At 69.5% G+C, this 17,339-nt stretch carries 18 protein-coding genes; 13 read left to right on the top strand and 5 right to left on the bottom strand.

The window, feature by feature from the left end; all coding sequences use genetic code 11:
- Positions 1-52 precede the first annotated feature (52 nt).
- Both M5C98_RS06485 and M5C98_RS06480 read left to right on the top strand, forming a co-directional pair.
- Positions 53-973 carry a LysR family transcriptional regulator gene (locus tag M5C98_RS06485; RefSeq protein ID WP_272551710.1) on the top strand — a complete coding sequence of 307 codons (921 nt, stop codon included), beginning with the start codon at positions 53-55 and terminating at the stop codon, positions 971-973.
- 61 nt (positions 974-1,034) lie between these two features.
- The gene (locus tag M5C98_RS06480; protein ID WP_272551708.1) at positions 1,035-1,940 is read left to right on the top strand and encodes an AEC family transporter; all 906 of its coding nucleotides are present in this window, start codon (positions 1,035-1,037) and stop codon (positions 1,938-1,940) included.
- A 25-nt stretch (positions 1,941-1,965) separates the two neighbouring features.
- Here the strand turns inward: M5C98_RS06480 and M5C98_RS06475 are convergent, their stop codons facing one another.
- The 3 genes from M5C98_RS06475 to queG form a co-directional block, all read right to left on the bottom strand.
- Positions 1,966-2,709, bottom strand: coding sequence for an LrgB family protein (locus tag M5C98_RS06475; protein WP_272551706.1), 744 nt, complete (start codon positions 2,707-2,709; stop codon positions 1,966-1,968).
- A 10-nt stretch (positions 2,710-2,719) separates the two neighbouring features.
- Positions 2,720-3,079: a CidA/LrgA family protein gene (locus M5C98_RS06470; protein ID WP_272551704.1), complete on the bottom strand. Its 360-nt coding sequence runs from the start codon at positions 3,077-3,079 to the stop codon at positions 2,720-2,722.
- Between the two features lie 102 nt (positions 3,080-3,181).
- Positions 3,182-4,264 (bottom strand): tRNA epoxyqueuosine(34) reductase QueG, encoded by a 1,083-nt coding sequence (gene queG, locus M5C98_RS06465; protein WP_272551702.1) that lies wholly within the window; start codon positions 4,262-4,264, stop codon positions 3,182-3,184.
- Between the two features lie 12 nt (positions 4,265-4,276).
- Between queG and tsaE the strand changes: the two genes are divergently transcribed.
- The 5 genes from tsaE to M5C98_RS06440 all read left to right on the top strand — a co-directional run bounded on the left by tsaE (position 4,277) and on the right by M5C98_RS06440 (position 8,234).
- The gene (gene tsaE / locus M5C98_RS06460) at positions 4,277-4,792 is read left to right on the top strand and encodes a tRNA (adenosine(37)-N6)-threonylcarbamoyltransferase complex ATPase subunit type 1 TsaE (protein ID WP_272551701.1); all 516 of its coding nucleotides are present in this window, start codon (positions 4,277-4,279) and stop codon (positions 4,790-4,792) included.
- A complete protein-coding gene (locus tag M5C98_RS06455) occupies positions 4,789-6,246 on the top strand; it encodes an N-acetylmuramoyl-L-alanine amidase (protein ID WP_272551699.1) in 1,458 nt (485 codons plus the stop codon). The genes tsaE and M5C98_RS06455 overlap by 4 nt, the downstream gene beginning before the upstream one ends.
- Positions 6,247-6,294: 48 nt before the next feature.
- Positions 6,295-6,627: a cupin domain-containing protein gene (locus M5C98_RS06450; RefSeq protein ID WP_272551697.1), complete on the top strand. Its 333-nt coding sequence runs from the start codon at positions 6,295-6,297 to the stop codon at positions 6,625-6,627.
- 178 nt (positions 6,628-6,805) lie between these two features.
- Positions 6,806-7,033 (top strand): glycine zipper domain-containing protein, encoded by a 228-nt coding sequence (locus tag M5C98_RS06445; RefSeq protein ID WP_272551696.1) that lies wholly within the window; start codon positions 6,806-6,808, stop codon positions 7,031-7,033.
- A 223-nt stretch (positions 7,034-7,256) separates the two neighbouring features.
- Complete coding sequence (locus M5C98_RS06440; protein WP_272551694.1) at positions 7,257-8,234, top strand: alpha/beta fold hydrolase; 978 nt, start codon at positions 7,257-7,259, stop codon at positions 8,232-8,234.
- A 61-nt stretch (positions 8,235-8,295) separates the two neighbouring features.
- Here the strand turns inward: M5C98_RS06440 and M5C98_RS06435 are convergent, their stop codons facing one another.
- Positions 8,296-8,940, bottom strand: coding sequence for a DedA family protein (locus tag M5C98_RS06435; protein ID WP_272551692.1), 645 nt, complete (start codon positions 8,938-8,940; stop codon positions 8,296-8,298).
- 82 nt (positions 8,941-9,022) lie between these two features.
- Here M5C98_RS06435 and mutL point away from each other — a divergent pair, with 82 nt between their 5' ends.
- A complete protein-coding gene (gene mutL, locus M5C98_RS06430; protein ID WP_272551691.1) occupies positions 9,023-11,035 on the top strand; it encodes a DNA mismatch repair endonuclease MutL in 2,013 nt (670 codons plus the stop codon).
- Positions 11,036-11,069: 34 nt separating this feature from the next.
- A complete protein-coding gene (locus M5C98_RS06425) occupies positions 11,070-11,759 on the top strand; it encodes a hypothetical protein (protein WP_272551690.1) in 690 nt (229 codons plus the stop codon).
- A 126-nt stretch (positions 11,760-11,885) separates the two neighbouring features.
- On the opposite strand, the gene M5C98_RS06420 is transcribed toward M5C98_RS06425, so the two are convergent.
- On the bottom strand, positions 11,886-13,052 hold the full coding sequence (locus M5C98_RS06420; RefSeq protein ID WP_272551688.1) for a glycerophosphodiester phosphodiesterase: 1,167 nt from the start codon (positions 13,050-13,052) through the stop codon (positions 11,886-11,888).
- 446 nt (positions 13,053-13,498) lie between these two features.
- Here M5C98_RS06420 and M5C98_RS06415 point away from each other — a divergent pair, with 446 nt between their 5' ends.
- From M5C98_RS06415 to M5C98_RS06400, 4 genes are all read left to right on the top strand, one after another.
- A complete protein-coding gene (locus tag M5C98_RS06415; protein ID WP_272551686.1) occupies positions 13,499-14,332 on the top strand; it encodes an alpha/beta hydrolase in 834 nt (277 codons plus the stop codon).
- A gap of 64 nt (positions 14,333-14,396) precedes the next feature.
- On the top strand, positions 14,397-15,641 hold the full coding sequence (locus M5C98_RS06410) for a multidrug effflux MFS transporter (protein ID WP_272551685.1): 1,245 nt from the start codon (positions 14,397-14,399) through the stop codon (positions 15,639-15,641).
- Positions 15,628-16,620 (top strand): tRNA (adenosine(37)-N6)-dimethylallyltransferase MiaA, encoded by a 993-nt coding sequence (gene miaA / locus M5C98_RS06405; protein ID WP_272551684.1) that lies wholly within the window; start codon positions 15,628-15,630, stop codon positions 16,618-16,620. Before M5C98_RS06410 ends, miaA begins: the two co-directional genes overlap by 14 nt.
- Positions 16,617-17,327 carry an ABC transporter ATP-binding protein gene (locus M5C98_RS06400; protein WP_272551682.1) on the top strand — a complete coding sequence of 237 codons (711 nt, stop codon included), beginning with the start codon at positions 16,617-16,619 and terminating at the stop codon, positions 17,325-17,327. The genes miaA and M5C98_RS06400 overlap by 4 nt, the downstream gene beginning before the upstream one ends.
- The last annotated feature ends 12 nt before the right edge of the window (positions 17,328-17,339 follow it).

The following is a 17,339-nucleotide window of genomic DNA, read 5'->3' as shown; positions in this document are numbered from 1 at the left end:
TTCAATCCATAAGTGAAGATTTGCCGTCTTATACAAAACATAAGCTAAGCCTATGGAACGTACCTTGGATCTCGATCAATTACGGACCTTCGCGCTGGTGCTGGAACTGGGGAGTTTTTCTGCTGCGGCGCAGCGGCTGGGCGTCACCCAGCCCGCGGTGAGCCTGCAGGTGAGAAATCTGGAGCGCCGCTTGTCGGTGCGCCTCATCGAGCGGGTCGGCCGCCGGGTGGGACCCACTTCCGCCGGTGCGGATCTGCTCGCCCATGTGCCGCACGTCACGGCCGCGGTGGCCAACGCCGTGAGCGCGGCCACCTTCCATTCGGCCGGGGTGACGGGGCGCGTGCGCCTGGGCACCGGCCTGACCTCGTGCCTGTACCTGCTGCCGCCGATCCTGCAGGACCTGCGCAAGCGCTTTCCTTCGCTGAGCATCATCGTGAGCACGGGCAACACGGAGGATTACGTGCGCCGCATCGAGGACAACTCGATCGACGCGGCCATCGTGACGCTGCCCATCGTCTCGCGCGCGGTCGCCGTCGTGCCGATCCTGGATGACGAGCTGATGGCCATCTGCCGCCGCGGCACCGGCCATTGGCCGAGGGCGGTCACGGCGGAAATGCTGAGCCAGCAGCCCCTGGTGAAGTTCGAGACCGGCAGCAGCACGCGCGGCATCGTGGACGACTGGCTGAGCGCCGGCGGCAGCCTGCCCACGCCAGCCCCCGTCATGGAGTTCGACAGCGTGGAGGCCATCAAGGCGATGGTGGCAGCGGGCCTGGGCTGCGGCATCCTGCCGCGCATGGCCTTGTCGGGCCACAGCCGCCGCCACGAAGACCTCGACCTGCGGCCGCTGGACCCGCCGCTGTTTCGCACCCAGGCCCTCATCACCCGCCATGACAAGCCCATGAACCGGGGGCTGCAGAAGGTGATCGAGGCCATCGTGGAAGGCGGCAAGGCGGCGATGCGGTCAAGTCCCTGAGGCGCCACCCGCGCTCGTCCCGGACTGAATCCGGGGCGGGCCGCGCGGTATCCTGCACGCCGTGAATTACGCGCAGCTCCTCCTTCCCGACTTTGCCCTCATCCTGTGCGGCTACCTGGTCTGCCGCTACACCGCGCTGAACCGCGCCGTGTGGCAGCCGGTGGAGAGCCTGGTGTACTACCTGCTCTTTCCCGTCCTGCTGTTCCAGTCGATCGTCAAAAGCCCCATCCAGATCGGCGAGGCCTCGGGGCTGATCCTGGCCGGTGTGGCGACGGGTTTCGCCGGCATCGCGCTGGCCTACAGCCTGCCACGGCTGCCCGGCCTGCGTGGCCGCATCGACCCGCGCGACCACGCCGCCAGCGCCCAGGTGGCGTTCCGCTTCAACTCCTTCATGGGCCTGGCGCTGGCGGAGCGGCTGGCGGGCGCGCAGGGGCTGCTGCTCATCGCCGTGCTGATCGGCGTGTGCGTGCCGCTGTTCAACGTGGCCGCCGTGTGGCCCATGGCGCGCACGGGGCAGCACGGGTTTTTCAAGGAACTGCTGCGCAACCCGCTCATCGTGGCCACCGCGTCGGGCCTTGCTGCCAACCTGCTGGGCTTTCACATCCCCGTGTGGATGGAGCCCACGGTGAGCCGAATCAGCGCGGCGTCGCTCGCGCTCGGGCTCATGGCGGCGGGTGCTGGCATGCAATTCGGGCTGCTCACGCGCGGCAAGCTGCTGTCGGCGTCGGTGCTGACCATCCGGCATCTGGTGCAGCCCCTCATCGCCTTCGGCATGGCGCGGCTGCTGCGGCTGGACGCGGTGCAGACCACGGTGCTGATGGCGTTCTCCGCCCTGCCGACCGCGTCCACCTGCTACGTGCTGGCCGCCCGCATGGGCTACAACGGTCCGTACGTGGCCGGTCTGGTGACGCTGTCCACCGTGCTGGGGGTGGTCAGCCTGCCCTTCGCGCTCGCCGTGCTGCGCTAGAAAAGCCGCGCGGCCTGCGGGCCGGTCACCACACGCCGGCCCAGTGCAGGAACGCCGCCATCACCGGCATGAGCAGCGCCGTGGCGATGCCATTGAGCGCCATGGCCAGCGCGGCGAACGAGCCCGCGGTGGCGTTGGTCTGCAACTCGCGCGCCGTGCCGATGGCATGCGCCGTCAGCCCCACGGCGAAGCCGCGAACCACCGGGTCGCCATCGAGCCCCAGCACGCGCAGCAGCGGGCCGGCCATCACCGCGCCGGCGATGCCAGTGACCGCCACGGCCACCGCCGCCAGCGATGCGATGCCGCCCAGCCGCTCGGCCACGGCCGTCGCGATAGGAATGGTGGCCGACTTGGGCGCAAGCGACATCAGCGTCTGCATCGACCCGCCCAGCGCCCAAGCCACCAGCACGGCCGAGCCGATGGCCGCCACCGATCCGGCCAGCAGCGCGACCGCCACCGGCCGCCAGATCTGCCGGATCTTGCCCAGTTGCCCGTACAGCGGCACCGCCAAGGCCACCGTGGCCGGGCCGATGAAGAAATGGATCAGCTGCACGCCCTCGAAGTACACCGGATACGGCACGCCGAGCGCCAGCAGAACGCACACGATGCCAATCACGGCGGTGAGCACGGGCAGCAGGAACGGGTTGTGGCCGCTGCGGCGGTACAGCCACAGCGCGGCGAGGTAGGCCAGCAGCGTGAGGGTCAGCCAGGTCAGAGGGGACCGCTCCAGCGTGCCCAGGGCGGCCAAGCCGGTGATGGCGTCCGTCATGCGGGCGCCTTCATGCCGCAGGGCCCGCGCGCCGGCCGCGTGCCAGCAGCCAATGCAGGGTGAGCGCCGTCACGGCCATCGTCACCGCCGCACCCACGACGCAGGCGATGAGAAAAGGCTTCCACTCGTCCGCCACCCGGCCGAAATGCACCATCACGCCGGTGACGGTGGGGATGAACAGCAGCATCATGTGCTGCAGCAGGGTGGATGCGGTAGTGGCCAGCGCCTCGGGCACGCGCCGCCGCCAGGCGAGCCAGGCCAGCAGCCAGAGCATGCCGACCAGGGCACCGGGCATCGGCCAGCCCGTCAGGCGCACCGAGGCCTCCCCGAGCAACTGGAAGGCGATGAGAAGGCACAGGGCGTGGATCATGGGCAGGCCGTTATTGTCGGCCAGCCGAAGCACACCCGCGATCGGGCGTTTTGCCGCAGGCAAACGCTATTTCGAACGCTACATATTTGATAGCACAATGCCCTAGTCTTTATTGCGCTGGAGGCCTTTTTGGCTTAAACCCCAGGCGACATGCTCCCGCACCAGGGCACTGGCGTCGGCGGCACGGGACTGCAGTGACGCTTCGATGCCGGCATCGCCCGTGGCACGCAGCGCGTTGCCCAGCGCCACTGCCACGTTGCGCAGCCACCGCTCATGGCCGATGCGGCGGATGGGGCCGCCTTCCGTCATGCGCAGGAAGGTGGGCTCGTCCCAGGCAAACAGGTGCGCGAGCTGCTGCCCCGCCAGACCGGGCCTCGCATCGAAGTCGGGCAGCCCGCTGGCCTGGGCGAACTTGTTCCAGGGGCAGATGAGCTGGCAATCGTCGCAGCCGTAGATGCGGTTGCCCATCAGGGGGCGCAGCTCGGCGGGAATGGGACCCGCATGTTCGATGGTGAGGTAAGAGATGCAACGCCGGGCGTCCACCCGGTGCGGCGCGACGATGGCCTGCGTGGGGCACACGTCGATGCAGGCCTGGCAGCTGCCGCAATGCGCGGTGACGGGCTCGCTGGGCTCGAGCGGCATGTCCACATAGATTTCGCCCAGAAAGAACATGGAGCCCGCCTCGCGGTTGAGCACCAGCGTGTGCTTGCCACGCCAGCCCTGCCCGCTGCGGCTGGCCAGCTCCGCCTCCAGCACGGGCGCCGAATCGGTGAACACCCGGTGCCCGACCGGCCCCACGGCCTCGCCGATGCGGTCGGCCAGCTTCTGCAGCCGCTGGCGCAGCACCTTGTGGTAGTCGCGCCCCCGGGCATACACCGACACGATGCCTTCGGACGGGCGCTCCAGCCGGGCGAACTCCACGGCCTGCCAGCCGGGCCCGGCGCCCGGTGCGCCGTGCACGGGCGTGTCGCGGGGCAGGTAGTCCATGCGCGCGGTGATCACGCTCACGGTGCCGGGCACCAGTTCGGCAGGCCGGGCGCGGCGCAGGCCGTGGGTTTGCATGTAATGCATCTCGCCATGGAACCCTTGCGCCAGCCACTGCATCAACCCCGGTTCTGCGGACGACAAATCCACACCGGCCACGCCGATTTGGGAGAATCCCAATTCGCGGGCCCAGCCTTGCATTTGAGGAACGAGTTGACTGCTGCTGAACATCACCCCCGGATTGTAGAAAGCCCCCCCTCGGACACGCCCGTCGCGCTGCGCTGGGATAGCGAGGAAGACACCGCCGCCTTCGCCGCCCGGCTGGCGGCACAGGCACCGATCGCCAACGCCTTCATCACCCTGCACGGCGACCTGGGCGCCGGCAAGACGACGCTGGTGCGCCACCTGCTGCGCGCGCTCGGCGTGCAGGGCCGCATCAAGAGCCCGACCTATGCCGTGGTGGAGCCGCACGAGGCACCGGGGCTGGCGATCTGGCACTTCGACTTCTATCGCTTCAACGACCCGCGCGAGTGGGAGGATGCGGGCTTTCGCGACATCTTCGCGGGGCCGGGACTCAAGATCGCGGAGTGGCCCGAAAAGGCCGCCGCGCTTATCCCCATTGAAGACCTTGCTATACACATTGAAGCAGGGGATGATGGCGAGCGGCACGTCACCCTGCAGGCCCGCACCGCGCCGGGCCGCACCCTTGCACAAGGATCGAAGGCATGAGCGAAGCGCCACCTCCCCATCAACGCAATCGGCGTTCGCTGCTGCAGGCAGGCACGCTGGTGCTGCTGCTGGGCACGCAGCAGATCGCGCGCGGCGCCAGCATCCTGGCCGTGCGCGTCTGGCCCGCGCAGGACTATTCCCGCGTCACCATCGAATCCGACCGCCAACTGGTGGCCAAGCAATTCTTCGTGACCACGCCGCCCCGCCTGGCGGTAGACATCGAAGGCATCGACCTGAACCCCGAACTGCGAGAACTGGTCGCCAAGGTGAAGGCGGACGATCCCAACATCGCCGGCATCCGCGTGGGCCAGAACGCGCCCAACGTGGTGCGGCTGGTGCTGGACCTCAAACGGCCCGCGCTGCCGCAGGTGTTCACGCTGCCGCCGATCGCGGCCTACCAGCACCGGCTGGTGTTCGACCTGTACCCGGCCGAGCCCGAAGACCCGCTGGAGGCGCTCATCGCAGAGCGCCTGCGCGAAGCGCCGCCGACCGCGCCCATGCCCAACATCGCCGCAGGCAGGCCCGGCACGGCGGGCGATCCGCTGGGTGATTTGATCGCCCAGCAGATCCAGCGCCCCGGCGCCCCGCCCACGCCGGCGGGCCTGCCCACACCGGCCGCCCCGGCCGCCCCCACTGCACCGCCACCGGCGGTGGCAGCGGCGGCCGCCGCCCCGACACCGCCGCATGCGCCGTCGCCCGCACCGGCCGCCCCCGCCATCGCGAAGGCGACCGACCGGCTCATCATCGTGGCGCTGGACCCGGGCCACGGCGGCGAAGACCCCGGCGCCACCGGCCCCGGCGGCACGCGCGAGAAAGACGTCGTGCTGAAGGTGGCGCACCTGCTGCGCGACCGCATCAACGCCACCACGGTCGGCGGCAACCCCATGCGGGCCTTCCTCACCCGCGACGCCGACTATTTCGTGCCCCTGGGGGTGCGCGTGGACAAGGCCCGCCGCGTGCAGGCCGACCTGTTCGTGAGCATCCACGCCGACGCCTTCACCACGCCTGCCGCGCGCGGGGCCAGCGTGTTCGCGCTGAGCCAGGGAGGAGCCTCCAGCTCGGCCGCCCGCTGGCTGGCCAACAAGGAGAACCAGTCCGACCTCGTGGGCGGCCTCAACGTGCGCGTGCAGGACCGCCACGTACAAAGCGCCTTGCTCGACATGAGCACCACGGCGCAGATCAACGACAGCCTGAAGCTCGGCAGCGTGCTGCTCGGCGAGATCGGCAGCATGGCCAAACTGCACAAGCCGCGCGTGGAGCAGGCCGGCTTTGCCGTGCTCAAGGCGCCGGACATTCCGAGCGTGCTGGTGGAGACCGCTTTCATCAGCAACCCCGAGGAAGAAGCCAAGCTGCGCACCGCCGCCTACCAGCAGCAATTGGCCGACGCGCTGATGCGCGGCATCACGCGATACTTTGCCAAAAACCCGCCATTGGCGCGCAGCCGGTCCGTGTGACGGCGCAGCGGGCCTGAGAGCGTGATCCAAAACCACGAGGAGAATCCCATGGCCCTGCACCACGCACGTTCCGGAGAGGTCGTCAGCCTGAGCCCCTTGGGCGACAAGTTGGCGGGCGCCGCCACCACGGCCATCATCAAGGCCGCCCAGCTGGAGGTGATCCGCGTCGTGCTGCCGGCCGGCAAGGATTTGCGCCAGCACGACACGCCGGGCGAGATCACCGTGCAATGCCTGGAGGGCGAGGCGGAGTTCCACACCGCCAGCGGGGCGCGCCTGCTGCGCCCTGGCGACTTCGTGCACCTGCAGCCCCGCGCCGCGCATTCGCTGCGTGCGGTGAGCGACGCATCGCTTCTCGTGACCATCTGCCTGGCTCCGGGCTGATCCGCAAGCCGCGGTCAGGTGGGGCACCTCCTACAGCAGGCGGCCTCGCCTGCCTACACCGCAGGCGCGCCGCCGGGGCGATAGTGCAGGCATGGGTTGGGACAGGCAAATGCAGCGGTTTGAACGGATCGCTGTCCTGTCCGGATCCCATGCCCTCACAGATACCAGGAGCCAAGTCATGAACTACCGCCATCTCGTTTCCGCCGCCGCTGTCGCAGCCGCACTCGGCCTCGTCGGCTGCTCTTCCAACCCCACCAATGCACAGATCGGTACCGGCGTAGGCGCCGTGGCCGGCGGCGTGTTGGGCAGTGCCGTCGGTGGCACGACCGCGACCGTGATCGGTGCCGGCGCCGGTGCGCTGGTCGGCCATGAACTCGGCGAAGACCGCGACCAACGCCGCCGCTGATCGGACGGGGATGGTTTAACCCCATCCTTTCGATCACAAAACGCCTGCAGGGCCTCCGTGCCTTGCAGGCGTTTTTGCGTTGCTGCCAAGCGGAGCATGGGCAGGGAGCGTGATGAAAAAACGAGAAAAGCGCCTCGCCCACTAACCGATACGGTTTAGTACATTTAAAGCGCATGAGTGCGGCTAACATTCTTCGCTTGTTCCACTCTGCAGAATGCAATTCATGCATCCATCGTCCCTGGCACCCGCCACCGAAAATCCTCCACTCGAGCCTGCGCTGAACCGCCGCCGTGCCGCCCTGCAACTGATGGCCATACCGGCCGCCATGGCGTCGGGCAGCGTCCTGGCGAGCAACACAGGGAACGCGGTGGGCGCTGCTGCCAAGACACGGTTCACCACATCGCAAGGCTGCCACCTGCACTACCAGGATCGTGGCCGGGGCCCGGCCGTGCTGCTCGGGCACAGCTACCTGTGGGATTCTTCGATGTGGGCGCCCCAGATCCAGGCGTTGTCGCGCCACTACCGTGTGATCGCGCCCGACCTGTGGGGCCACGGCGCGTCGGGGCCGCTGCCCGCCGACACCCAGGATCTGAAAGGACTTGCCTCGCAGATGCTGGAATTGCTCGATGCCCTGCACATTCGCGAATGCGCCGTGGTCGGCCTTTCGGTGGGCGGCATGTGGGGAGCGGAGCTTGCGCTCAAGGCGCCCGAGCGCGTTCGCAGCCTGGTGATGATGGATACCTACCTCGGAGCCGAGCCCGAGGCAACGCGCCAGCGCTATTTCGGCCTGCTCGATGCGATCGAGGCCGGCGGGCAAATCACCCAGCCGCTGGTGGATGCCATCGTGCCGATCTTCTTTCGGCCCGGCACCGATCCCTCGAGCCCCCGCCCCGCCGCGTTTGGCCGCAGCCTGGCGGCGATGGCGCCCGATCAACTGCGCCAATCGGTGGTGCCGCTGGGCCGCATCATCTTCGGCCGCGCCGATGCGATGGACCGGCTGGCCGCGCTCCGCCCGCAGGCCACTCTGCTCATGTGCGGCGATGAGGACATTCCTCGCCCGCCGCACGAGATGCACGGCATGGCCGAGGTGATCGGCTGCGATGCCGTGGTCATCCCCGAGGCCGGCCACATCTCGAACCTGGACAACCCGGAGTTCGTCACCCGCCAGCTGCTGCAGTGGCTGGACCGCACGATGCGCTGACAGCGCTTTCGCTCGACCCGCCTGATGACGGGACGGGGGCGCGGCGCCCCCGGCTCCCTGCTCAGGCCGGCTTCTGCCGGCCGGCGCGCCAGCCGCCGTAGAGCGCGATCAGCCCCGGCACCAGGATCAGCGCCCAGATGATCTTGTCCAGATTGGCCTGCACCCATGGGAAGTTGCCGAAGAAGTAGCCCGCTGTGCAGATGCCCAGCACCCACAGCAGCGCACCGCCCACGTTGAACGCCGTGAACTTCGCCCGGCCCATTTCGGCCACGCCGGCCACGAAGGGCGCGAAAGTGCGGATGAAAGGCATGAAGCGCGCCAGCACGATGGTGACGCCGCCGTAGCGTTCGTAGAAGTCGTGCGCCTGCTGGAACGCGCGCCGGTTGAACCAGCGCGAATCGGGCCACTGGAACACCTTGGGCCCGAAATAGCGCCCGATGGTGTAGTTGCACTGGTCCCCGAGGATGGCCGCCGCGATCAGCACGGCGCAGGCCAGCGGAAAGTTCATGAGCCCCGCACCGCACAGCGCACCGACGATGAACAGCAGCGAATCGCCGGGCAGGAACGGCATCACCACCACCCCCGTCTCGACGAAGACGATGAGGAACAGCAGCGCATACACCCACGGGCCGTAGGCGCTGACGAAGGCCGCCAGGTGCTTGTCCACGTGCAGGATGAAGTCGATCAGGAACTGGATGATTTCCAAGGGCGGACCTTCTGAGGAAAGTGGGATGGCGGGATTGCCAATGCGGCGCGTACTCTAACCGCACTGCCTAGAATGCCGGGCAATGACCACAGAGCCCACCCTGCGCCGACCGATCCGCGACCTGCCCGACGAACTCATCAGCCAGATCGCGGCCGGCGAGGTGGTCGAACGGCCCGCCTCGGCCGTGCGCGAACTGGTGGACAACGCGCTCGACTCCGGCGCCACCCATATCGCCGTGCGCCTGCTGGCCGGCGGCGTGCGCCTGATTTCGGTAGAAGACGACGGCAGCGGCATCCCCCAGGAAGAACTGCCGATCGCCCTTCGGCGCCACGCCACGAGCAAGATCACCAACCTGCACGACCTCGAATCCGTGGCCACCATGGGCTTTCGCGGCGAGGCGCTCGCCGCCATCGCCTCGGTGTCGGAAATGGCCTTGCTGTCGCGCACCGCGGAGCAGGCCAGCGCTTTCCTGCTGGACGCGCGCAGCGGCGAGCTTCGGCCTGCCGCGCGCAGCCAGGGCACGACGGTGGAGGTGAAAGAGCTGTTCTTCGCCACGCCGGCGCGGCGCAAGTTCCTCAAGACCGATGCGACCGAGCTGGCCCACTGTGTCGAGGCCGTGCGCCGCCACGCGCTCGCCCGGCCCGATGTGGGCTTTGCCATCTGGCACGAAGGCAAGCTGGTCGAGCAGTGGCGCGCCACCCTGGCCGCCGGCGACGATTCCGATGGCGCGCTGCAACAGGCGCTGGACCGGCGGCTGGCCGATGTGCTGGGAGACGATTTCCTCGCGGAATCGGTCGCTGTGCGCCACCGCCATGGCGCCATCACGGTAACCGGCCGCGCGGGCCTGCCGGATGCGGCCCGCTCGCGCGCCGACCAGCAGTTTTGCTACGTGAACGGCCGCTTCGTGCGCGACAAGGTGCTCACGCACGCCGCGCGCGCCGCCTACGAGGACGTGCTGCACGGGCAAAAGCAGCCCGTGTATGCGCTGTATGTGTCCATCGACCCGTTGCGGGTGGATGTGAACGTGCACCCCACCAAGATCGAGGTGCGCTTTCGCGACAGCCGCGAGGTCCACCAGGCCGTGCGCCATGCGGTGGAAAACGCATTGGCCGTGCCCCGCGCCCAGGCGCTCGCCGCGAGCGGCGCTGCCGAAACTCCGGCCACCGACGGGGCAATCGAGGCCGTCGGGGCCGCCTCGGCCCCCTCGCCGATGATGGGGTCCGGATGGAAGGCGCAAGCAGCCATTCGGTTCGATGAGCCCGTGGCCGGCCATCGGGTGACCGACCTGCAGGCATTGTGGGGATCGCCCAAGGCACCCGGCGATGCAGGGCAAGGCGTTTATTCCGTGGCCGGTGTGCAGGAGCCGCAGGCCGGCTGGGGCCACCCCAGCGCGGCCGGCCCCGCGACGGCCCGCCCTGGCGCATGGGCCCCGCCCCCATCGCCTCAGAACCTGCAGCCTTCGCCACCGGCAAGCACAGCCCCGACTGCGCACGGCGAAGACGCCCCCGCCTGGCCCCTGGGCCGTGCAGTGGCGCAGATCCAGGGCGTGTACATCCTTGCGGAGAACGCGCACGGCCTGGTGATCGTGGACATGCATGCCGCGCACGAACGCATCGTGTACGAGCGGCTCAAGGCGCAGGTGGACAGCAGCGAGCGCATCGCCAGCCAGCCGCTGCTGATCCCCGCGACCTTCGCCGCCACGCCGCACGAGGTGGCCACCGCCGAGGCGCAGGCCGACACGCTGGCGATGCTGGGACTGGAGATCGTTCCTTTCTCCCCCAAGACGCTGGCCGTGCGCGCCGTGCCCACCTCGCTGGCGCAGGGCAACGCCGTGGAGCTGGCACGCAGCGTGCTCGCCGAGTTGGCGGCGCACGACGCCAGCACCGTGGTGCAGCGCGCACGCAATGAAATCCTGGGTACGATGGCCTGCCACGGTGCGGTGCGTGCCAACCGCCGCCTCACCCTCGATGAAATGAACGCCCTGCTGCGCCAGATGGAAGTCACCGACCGATCCGACCAGTGCAACCACGGCCGCCCCACCTGGCGGCAACTGTCCATGCGCGAGCTGGACGCCCTCTTCCTGCGCGGGCGCTGAGATTTTGCGGCCCCGGCCACCGAGGTAAACCACCATGCCCCTGCGCCGCCGAAATCCGTCCCACCTTCGTGCTGCCTGCCAGGGCTATGGCGTGGCGGCCCTGGCGGCCATCGCCGCCATCACGCTGCCGGCCCATGCGGGGCGGCCCCTGACGGTGGACGACGCAGGGGTGAACGCCCCGGGCGAAGGGCATGTGGAACTGTGGTGGGAGGGCGTGCACCATGATCGCGGTGCTTTCTATGTGGCACCGGCCTACGCGCCACTGGCGCTGCCAGGCCTGGAGCTGGGCGCCTTGCTGGCGCGCGATCTGGACGGCCACGCAACAGTGCAAAGCGTGGTGGCCAAATGGCAATGGACGCCGCCGCCCGAGCAAGGCTGCCATGCGGCCAGCAGCGTGGGCCTGTGGCACACCCACCGCGAACCCCGCAGCACGCGGGCCCTCAACCTGCTGGGCACCTGCATTGCCAGCTGGGGGGCCGTGCATGCCAACGCAGGCACGCTGCACACGCCCGACCACCGCTGGCTGCCCACCTGGGGTGCCGCGGTCGAATCCACCTGGGGCACGGTCACCGCCCATGTCGAAGCGTTCGGACAGCGCGGCGGGTCGCCCACGTACCAGACCGGCGCGCTGTGGGAATGGACGCCGGGCTGGCAACTGGATGGCGTCATCGGCCGGCGGCAGGGCAAGACCCTGCTGAGCATCGGAGTCAAACGCAGCTTCTAGACCGCACTCGACAGCGCCCCGGCGCGCAGGTCCGCCGCACCTGCACTGCATCGCGAACCAGCAGGCGCGCATCCATTCGGCCGCCCAGCCGGCGGATGAGTGGTCCACCGGCCATCGAGCGATCGATCAGTCGTCCCGCGCCGCCTTGGCGTGGTCGGGAAAGTCCGCGAACACGCCGTCCACGCCCAGGCGATAGAACAGGCGGTATTCGGCCTTCGGGTCGCCCTTGAAGTCGGACGCCAGGCGGCGCGCCTCGCTGCGGAACGTGTACGGATGCACGAACAGGCCGGCCGCATGCGCGTCGGACACGACGGAGGTCGCGGGCATCATCACGCGGTCGCGCTCGTCGATCTTGCCGTCGCCGTTCAGGTCGTCGGGCTGGCCGTCCTTGTTGTCGTCCACCAGCTTCGAGGAGATCAGATAGGGCTTCCAGGGACCGATGCCGTCCGCATAGGTCTTGACCTCCTTCAAGCCCGCGGGCGTCAGCAGGCTGGCGAAGGTGCGCTGGTCGCGGGCCACGGCGAAGTCGTACGGCTTGTCGTAGGGCGCGGTCAGGTCCATGCTGCCGTCGGCCTTGATGTCGTTGGCATCCACCAGTTGCACCAGGCGCACCTGGGTCTTGGTGCGCAGGTACTTGAGGTTGGACACCTCGAACGACTGCAGGATGACGGGCGACGTCGCCGTGGTGTAGCCGTATTGCGAGAGCGTGCCGAGCAGCCGGTCTTCGAGCTTGAGGTTCAGGTTGGCGTGGTAGGTGGGGTGCTTGGTTTCGATGTACACGCCCACGGTGCGGCCCACGCGCGTGCCCTCGGACCGGGCGAGGTCCAGCACTTCGGCCAGCGTCGGGATCTGGTACTTGCCGTTGAACGACTGGTCGCGCTCGGCCAGGGGCTGGATGGCGCGCAGGGTCTTGATCTCGGCCAGGGTGAAGTCGGAGGCGAACCAGCCCTCTTCCTCCACGCCATCGACCATCTTCCTGGTCTTGCGGCTGGCGAACTCCGGGCGCTGCGAGACGTCGGTGGTGCCGGTGATGTTGGGTTCGTGCCGAGCGATCAGCACGCCGTCCTTGGTGGCCACGAGGTCCGGTTCGATGAAGTCCGCGCCCAGCTCGATGCCCTTCTTGTAGCCTTCCAGCGTGTGGTCCGGCAGGTAGCCGGCGGCACCGCGATGGCCGATCACCAGGGGCTTGGCGCCATTCAGCGTGGGGAAATCATCGTCGTTGCCGCCACAGGCGGCCAGGGCGGCAGCGGCGGCCAGGGCCAGCGCGGCCCCTTTGAAACCAGACAGGTGCATTGCTCTACCTCGTTGATCGTTGAAGTGCGCCACTGTGGAGGCGCCACATGACAGGACGGTGACTTGGGGAACTTTGCCGCGGCATCGGTATCGCTGCGCCGGTTGCACCGTTGTTGTGCGTTGTTGCCCCACCCTGCCACCCGGAGTGCGCATCCTACGGGCCACACCATCCGGCCGTCACGGCCTATCGATGCTGCGCTGCAGCGTCAATCGGCGCTTGCCCGGGCTTTTGTCCTGGCCAGCGGTGCCGAAATCAAGCCATCTCTCCAGCACCATCCCGATGTAACAAAGCGCATCGGCGGGCGCGTTTCTTGCAAAAGGCGGAAAAGCCGGGGATTTCCCGATTTGCTATTAAAAAGTGAGCGCTCCAGGCAATCAAAACGCCGGCATACCCGCTGAAACACTGCCACAGAACTTTCCCGCCGCCGCGGCACTCAGTCCTACCCATGAAACGCTGGCTCCTCATTTCATCCATCGCCCTGGCCATGGCCATCACGGCGGGTTGCGCCACCCTCGACGCCAAGCAGCGCGAGTGGATCTTCCAGCCCAGCGACCGCGCCTGGGGCGGTGCCCAGGCCACGGACGACATGGAAGACGTCTGGATCGCATTCGACTCGCAAGCCACCGGCAAGGCCGAGAAGCTGCACGGCCTGTGGCTGCCGGCCGCGCGGGCCGACGCACCCGTGCTGCTTTACTTGCACGGCGCGCGCTGGAACGTGTCGGGATCCGCGGGCCGCATGCGGCGCATGCAGAGCATGGGGTTCTCGGTGCTGGCGGTCGATTACCGCGGCTTCGGGCGCAGCAGCGCGGCCCTGCCGTCGGAGACGACGGCTCTGGAGGACGCCCGCGCCGCGTGGGACTGGCTGGCGCAGCGTGCCCCACAGCAGCCGCGCTACATCTTCGGCCACTCGCTCGGCGGCGCCATCGCCATCGACCTGGCCGCGATGGTGAACGACGAGCAGGGCACCATCGTGGAAGGCACCTTCACCAACATCCCCGAGGTGGTGGCCACGTTCAAATGGGGCTGGCTGCCGGTGTCGGCCCTCATCACGCAGCGCTTCGAGTCGGCGCGCAAGGTGGCGCACATCGGCTCGCCGCTGCTGGTGGTGCACGGCAGCGACGACAGCCTGATCCCGCCGACGCTCGGCCGCAAGCTCTACGAGGCCGCGCAGGAACCCAAGCGCTTCGTGCTGGTGGAAGGCGGCACGCACCACAGCACCAACACGGTGGGCGAGCCGCAGTACCGCGCCGCGCTGGCGGACCTGTTCCACGTGTATTGAGCCGGTCGGGCCCGAGGCGGCTGCCCGGTGCTTGCGGCCGCATCCATCTGGTAGGCTCGCCCGCATGTCCGTCCCCCCTTTCGCCGCGGCGGGCCAGGAGCCGCCGGCCGTGGCCGTCGCGCCGGGTCTGGCCATCACCGTGCTCGCGCTGCTGCTGAGCCTGCAGCCCGTCACCACCGATCTCTACCTGCCTGCGCTACCGTCGCTCACGCGCAGCCTGGACGCTCCCGTGGCGTCGGCCCAGCTCACCCTCAGCGCGCTGTTGCTGGCCTTCGGGTGCTCGCAACTCGTCTGGGGGCCGCTGTCGGACCGCTTCGGCCGCCGGCCGGTGCTGCTGGCCGGTCTTTCCACCTACACCCTGGCCTCGGTCGCCAGCGTGCTCGCCCCGTCGATGGAATGGCTGATCGGCTGGCGCGTGGCGCAGGGCGCGGCCATGGGCGCGGTGGTGATGTGCGCCCGCGCCATCGTGCGCGACCTGTACACGCCGGCGCTGGGCGCGCGGGCCATGTCGCGGGCCCTCACCGGGCTGGGCATCGCGGCCAGCCTGTGCGCGCCGGTGGGCGGGCTGCTGACGGAGTGGCTGGGCTGGCGCGCGGCGCTCTCGGCCCTCACCGCCTACGGCGTGGCCACGCTGGCCGTGGTCGCACTGGGCCTGCCCGAGACGCTGGCGCGGCGCAATCCGCACGCCCTGCGGCCGGCCACGCTGGCGCGCACCTGGGCCACGGTGCTGCGGCACCGCACGTTCTGGGCCTATTCGCTGCTGACCACGGCCAGCTACGGCGGGCTGTTCACGTTCCTTGCCGCGTCGTCGTTCGTCTTCATCGAGGCCCTGGGGCTTTCGCGCCCGCAATACGGCGCCGTGCTGCTGTCCACCGCGCTGGCGTACCTGGTGGGCACGGTGCTGTGCCGGCAACTGCTCGCGCGCCTGGGCGTGCGGCGCACCGTGGCGGTGGCCGGCGCCGTCAGCCTGCTCGGCGGCACGCTGATGGCCGCGGCGGCCTACGCCGGCTGGCATGCGCCGCTGGCGCTGCTGCTGCCGATGTGCCTGTTCATGGTGGCGCATGGCATCCACCAGCCCTGCGGGCAAAGCGGTGCGGTGGGGCCGTTTCCGCAGGCGGCCGGCGTGGCCTCGGCCCTGAATGGTTTCATGATGATGCTGGTGGCCTTCGCCGTGGGCCGATGGGTCGGCGCGCGGCTGGACGGCACCGTGTGGCCGCTGGTGCACGGCGTGTGGGCCTGCTCGGCCGCGCTGGCCCTGACCGCCTGGACGCTGGTGCAACGACACGGAGAGCCCCATGCGCCTGCCTGAAACGCTGCCTTGCATCGCGCTGGCCGGCCCCACGGCCTCGGGCAAGACGGCGGGCGCCCTGGCGCTGGCCGCATCGCTGGCGCCGCATTGCCCGGTGGAGATCGTGAGCGTCGATTCGGCGCTGGTGTACCGCGGCATGGACATCGGCACGGCCAAGCCGACGCCCGACGAACTGGCCGCGGTGCCGCACCACCTGATCGACATCCGCGACCCGCTGCACGCCTACAGCGCGGCCGAATTCGTGGCCGACGCGACCCGGCTCATCGCGCAGATCCGCGCCCGCGGCGCGCTGCCGCTGCTGGTGGGCGGCACCATGCTGTACTTCAAGGCGCTGCTGGACGGCATCGACGACATGCCGCCCGCCGACCCCGCCGTGCGTGCCGAACTGGAAGCGCGCGCCGCCGCCATCGGCTGGCCCGGCATGCACGCCGAGCTGGCCCGCGTGGACCCGGCCACCGCCGCGCGCCTGGCACCGGCGGACAGCCAGCGCATCCAGCGCGCGCTGGAGGTGTGGCGCATCGCAGGGCAGCCGCTGTCGAGCTTTCACACCATCAAAAAGGGAGCAGAGGACGGCGCCAATACTGCGGTGGATGCCCTTTTCACTCTGGAGCCCGAAGACCGCGCCTGGCTGCATGGCCGCATCGCCCAGCGCTTCGACGCCATGCTGGACGCCGGTTTCGTCGATGAAGTGCGGCGCCTGCGCGCGCGCGGCGACCTGCATCCGGACCTGCCTTCCATGCGCTGCGTAGGCTACCGCCAAGCGTGGGAGGTGCTCGACGGCGAGGCCGCCACCGGCACGCTGGACCTCGCCGGCCTGCGCGAGCGTGGCATGGCCGCCACCCGGCAACTGGCCAAGCGCCAGGTGACCTGGCTGCGCAGCATGCCGGCACGCCACGCCATCCCCTGCGATGCGCCCGGCGCCACCGAGCGGATGGTGCAGGCCGTGCACCGGCGGCTGGCCGGCCAGGCTGCGGCATGAGCGAAGCACCGCCCGGCACCGCCATGCTGCGCGTCGAACGACTGGGCAAGCGCTACGGCGAGGCCGACGTGTTCGCGCAGGTGGACCTGGCCGTGCACCCGGGCGAGTTCGTGGCCATCGTGGGCGAATCGGGCGTAGGCAAGTCCACGCTGCTCAACTGCCTGGCGGGCCTCGATACCTGGGACACGGGCCGCATCGTGCACGGCGGCACCGACCTGTCCACGCTGGACGACACGCAGCGCGCCCTTTGGCGGCGCACGCACGTGGGCTTCGTGTTCCAGGCTTTCCATGTGCTGCCGCACCTGGACGTGGCGCAGAACGTGGCCCTGCCGCTCATGCTGCTGGGCCGCACCGATCCGGGGCGGGTGGCGCACATGCTGGCCGCCGTGGGCCTCGACGGATTGGGCGATCGCCTGCCCCAGCAACTGAGCGGCGGGCAACTGCAGCGCGTGGCCATCGCCCGCGCGCTGGTGCACCGCCCCGCCCTGCTGCTGGCCGACGAGCCCACGGGCAATCTCGACCCCTCCACCGCCGCCCGCGTGATGGACCTGCTGCTGGCGCAAACGCGCGAACACGGCGCCGCGCTGGTGCTGGTCACCCATTCGGACGCCGCAGCGGCCCGGGCGGACCGGCGGCTGCGCCTCACGGCCGGCGGCATGGCGCCTTCCGCGGGCCAGCCCGGCCCGGTCGCACCACCTGCGACCTGAACGGCACCGGAC

It is taken from the genome of Acidovorax sp. NCPPB 3576, from assembly GCF_028473605.1.
Taxonomy (GTDB): Bacteria; Pseudomonadota; Gammaproteobacteria; order Burkholderiales; family Burkholderiaceae_C; genus Paracidovorax.
Note: the sequence above shows the minus strand (reverse complement) of the source record. Positions and strands in the feature narration are given on the sequence as shown.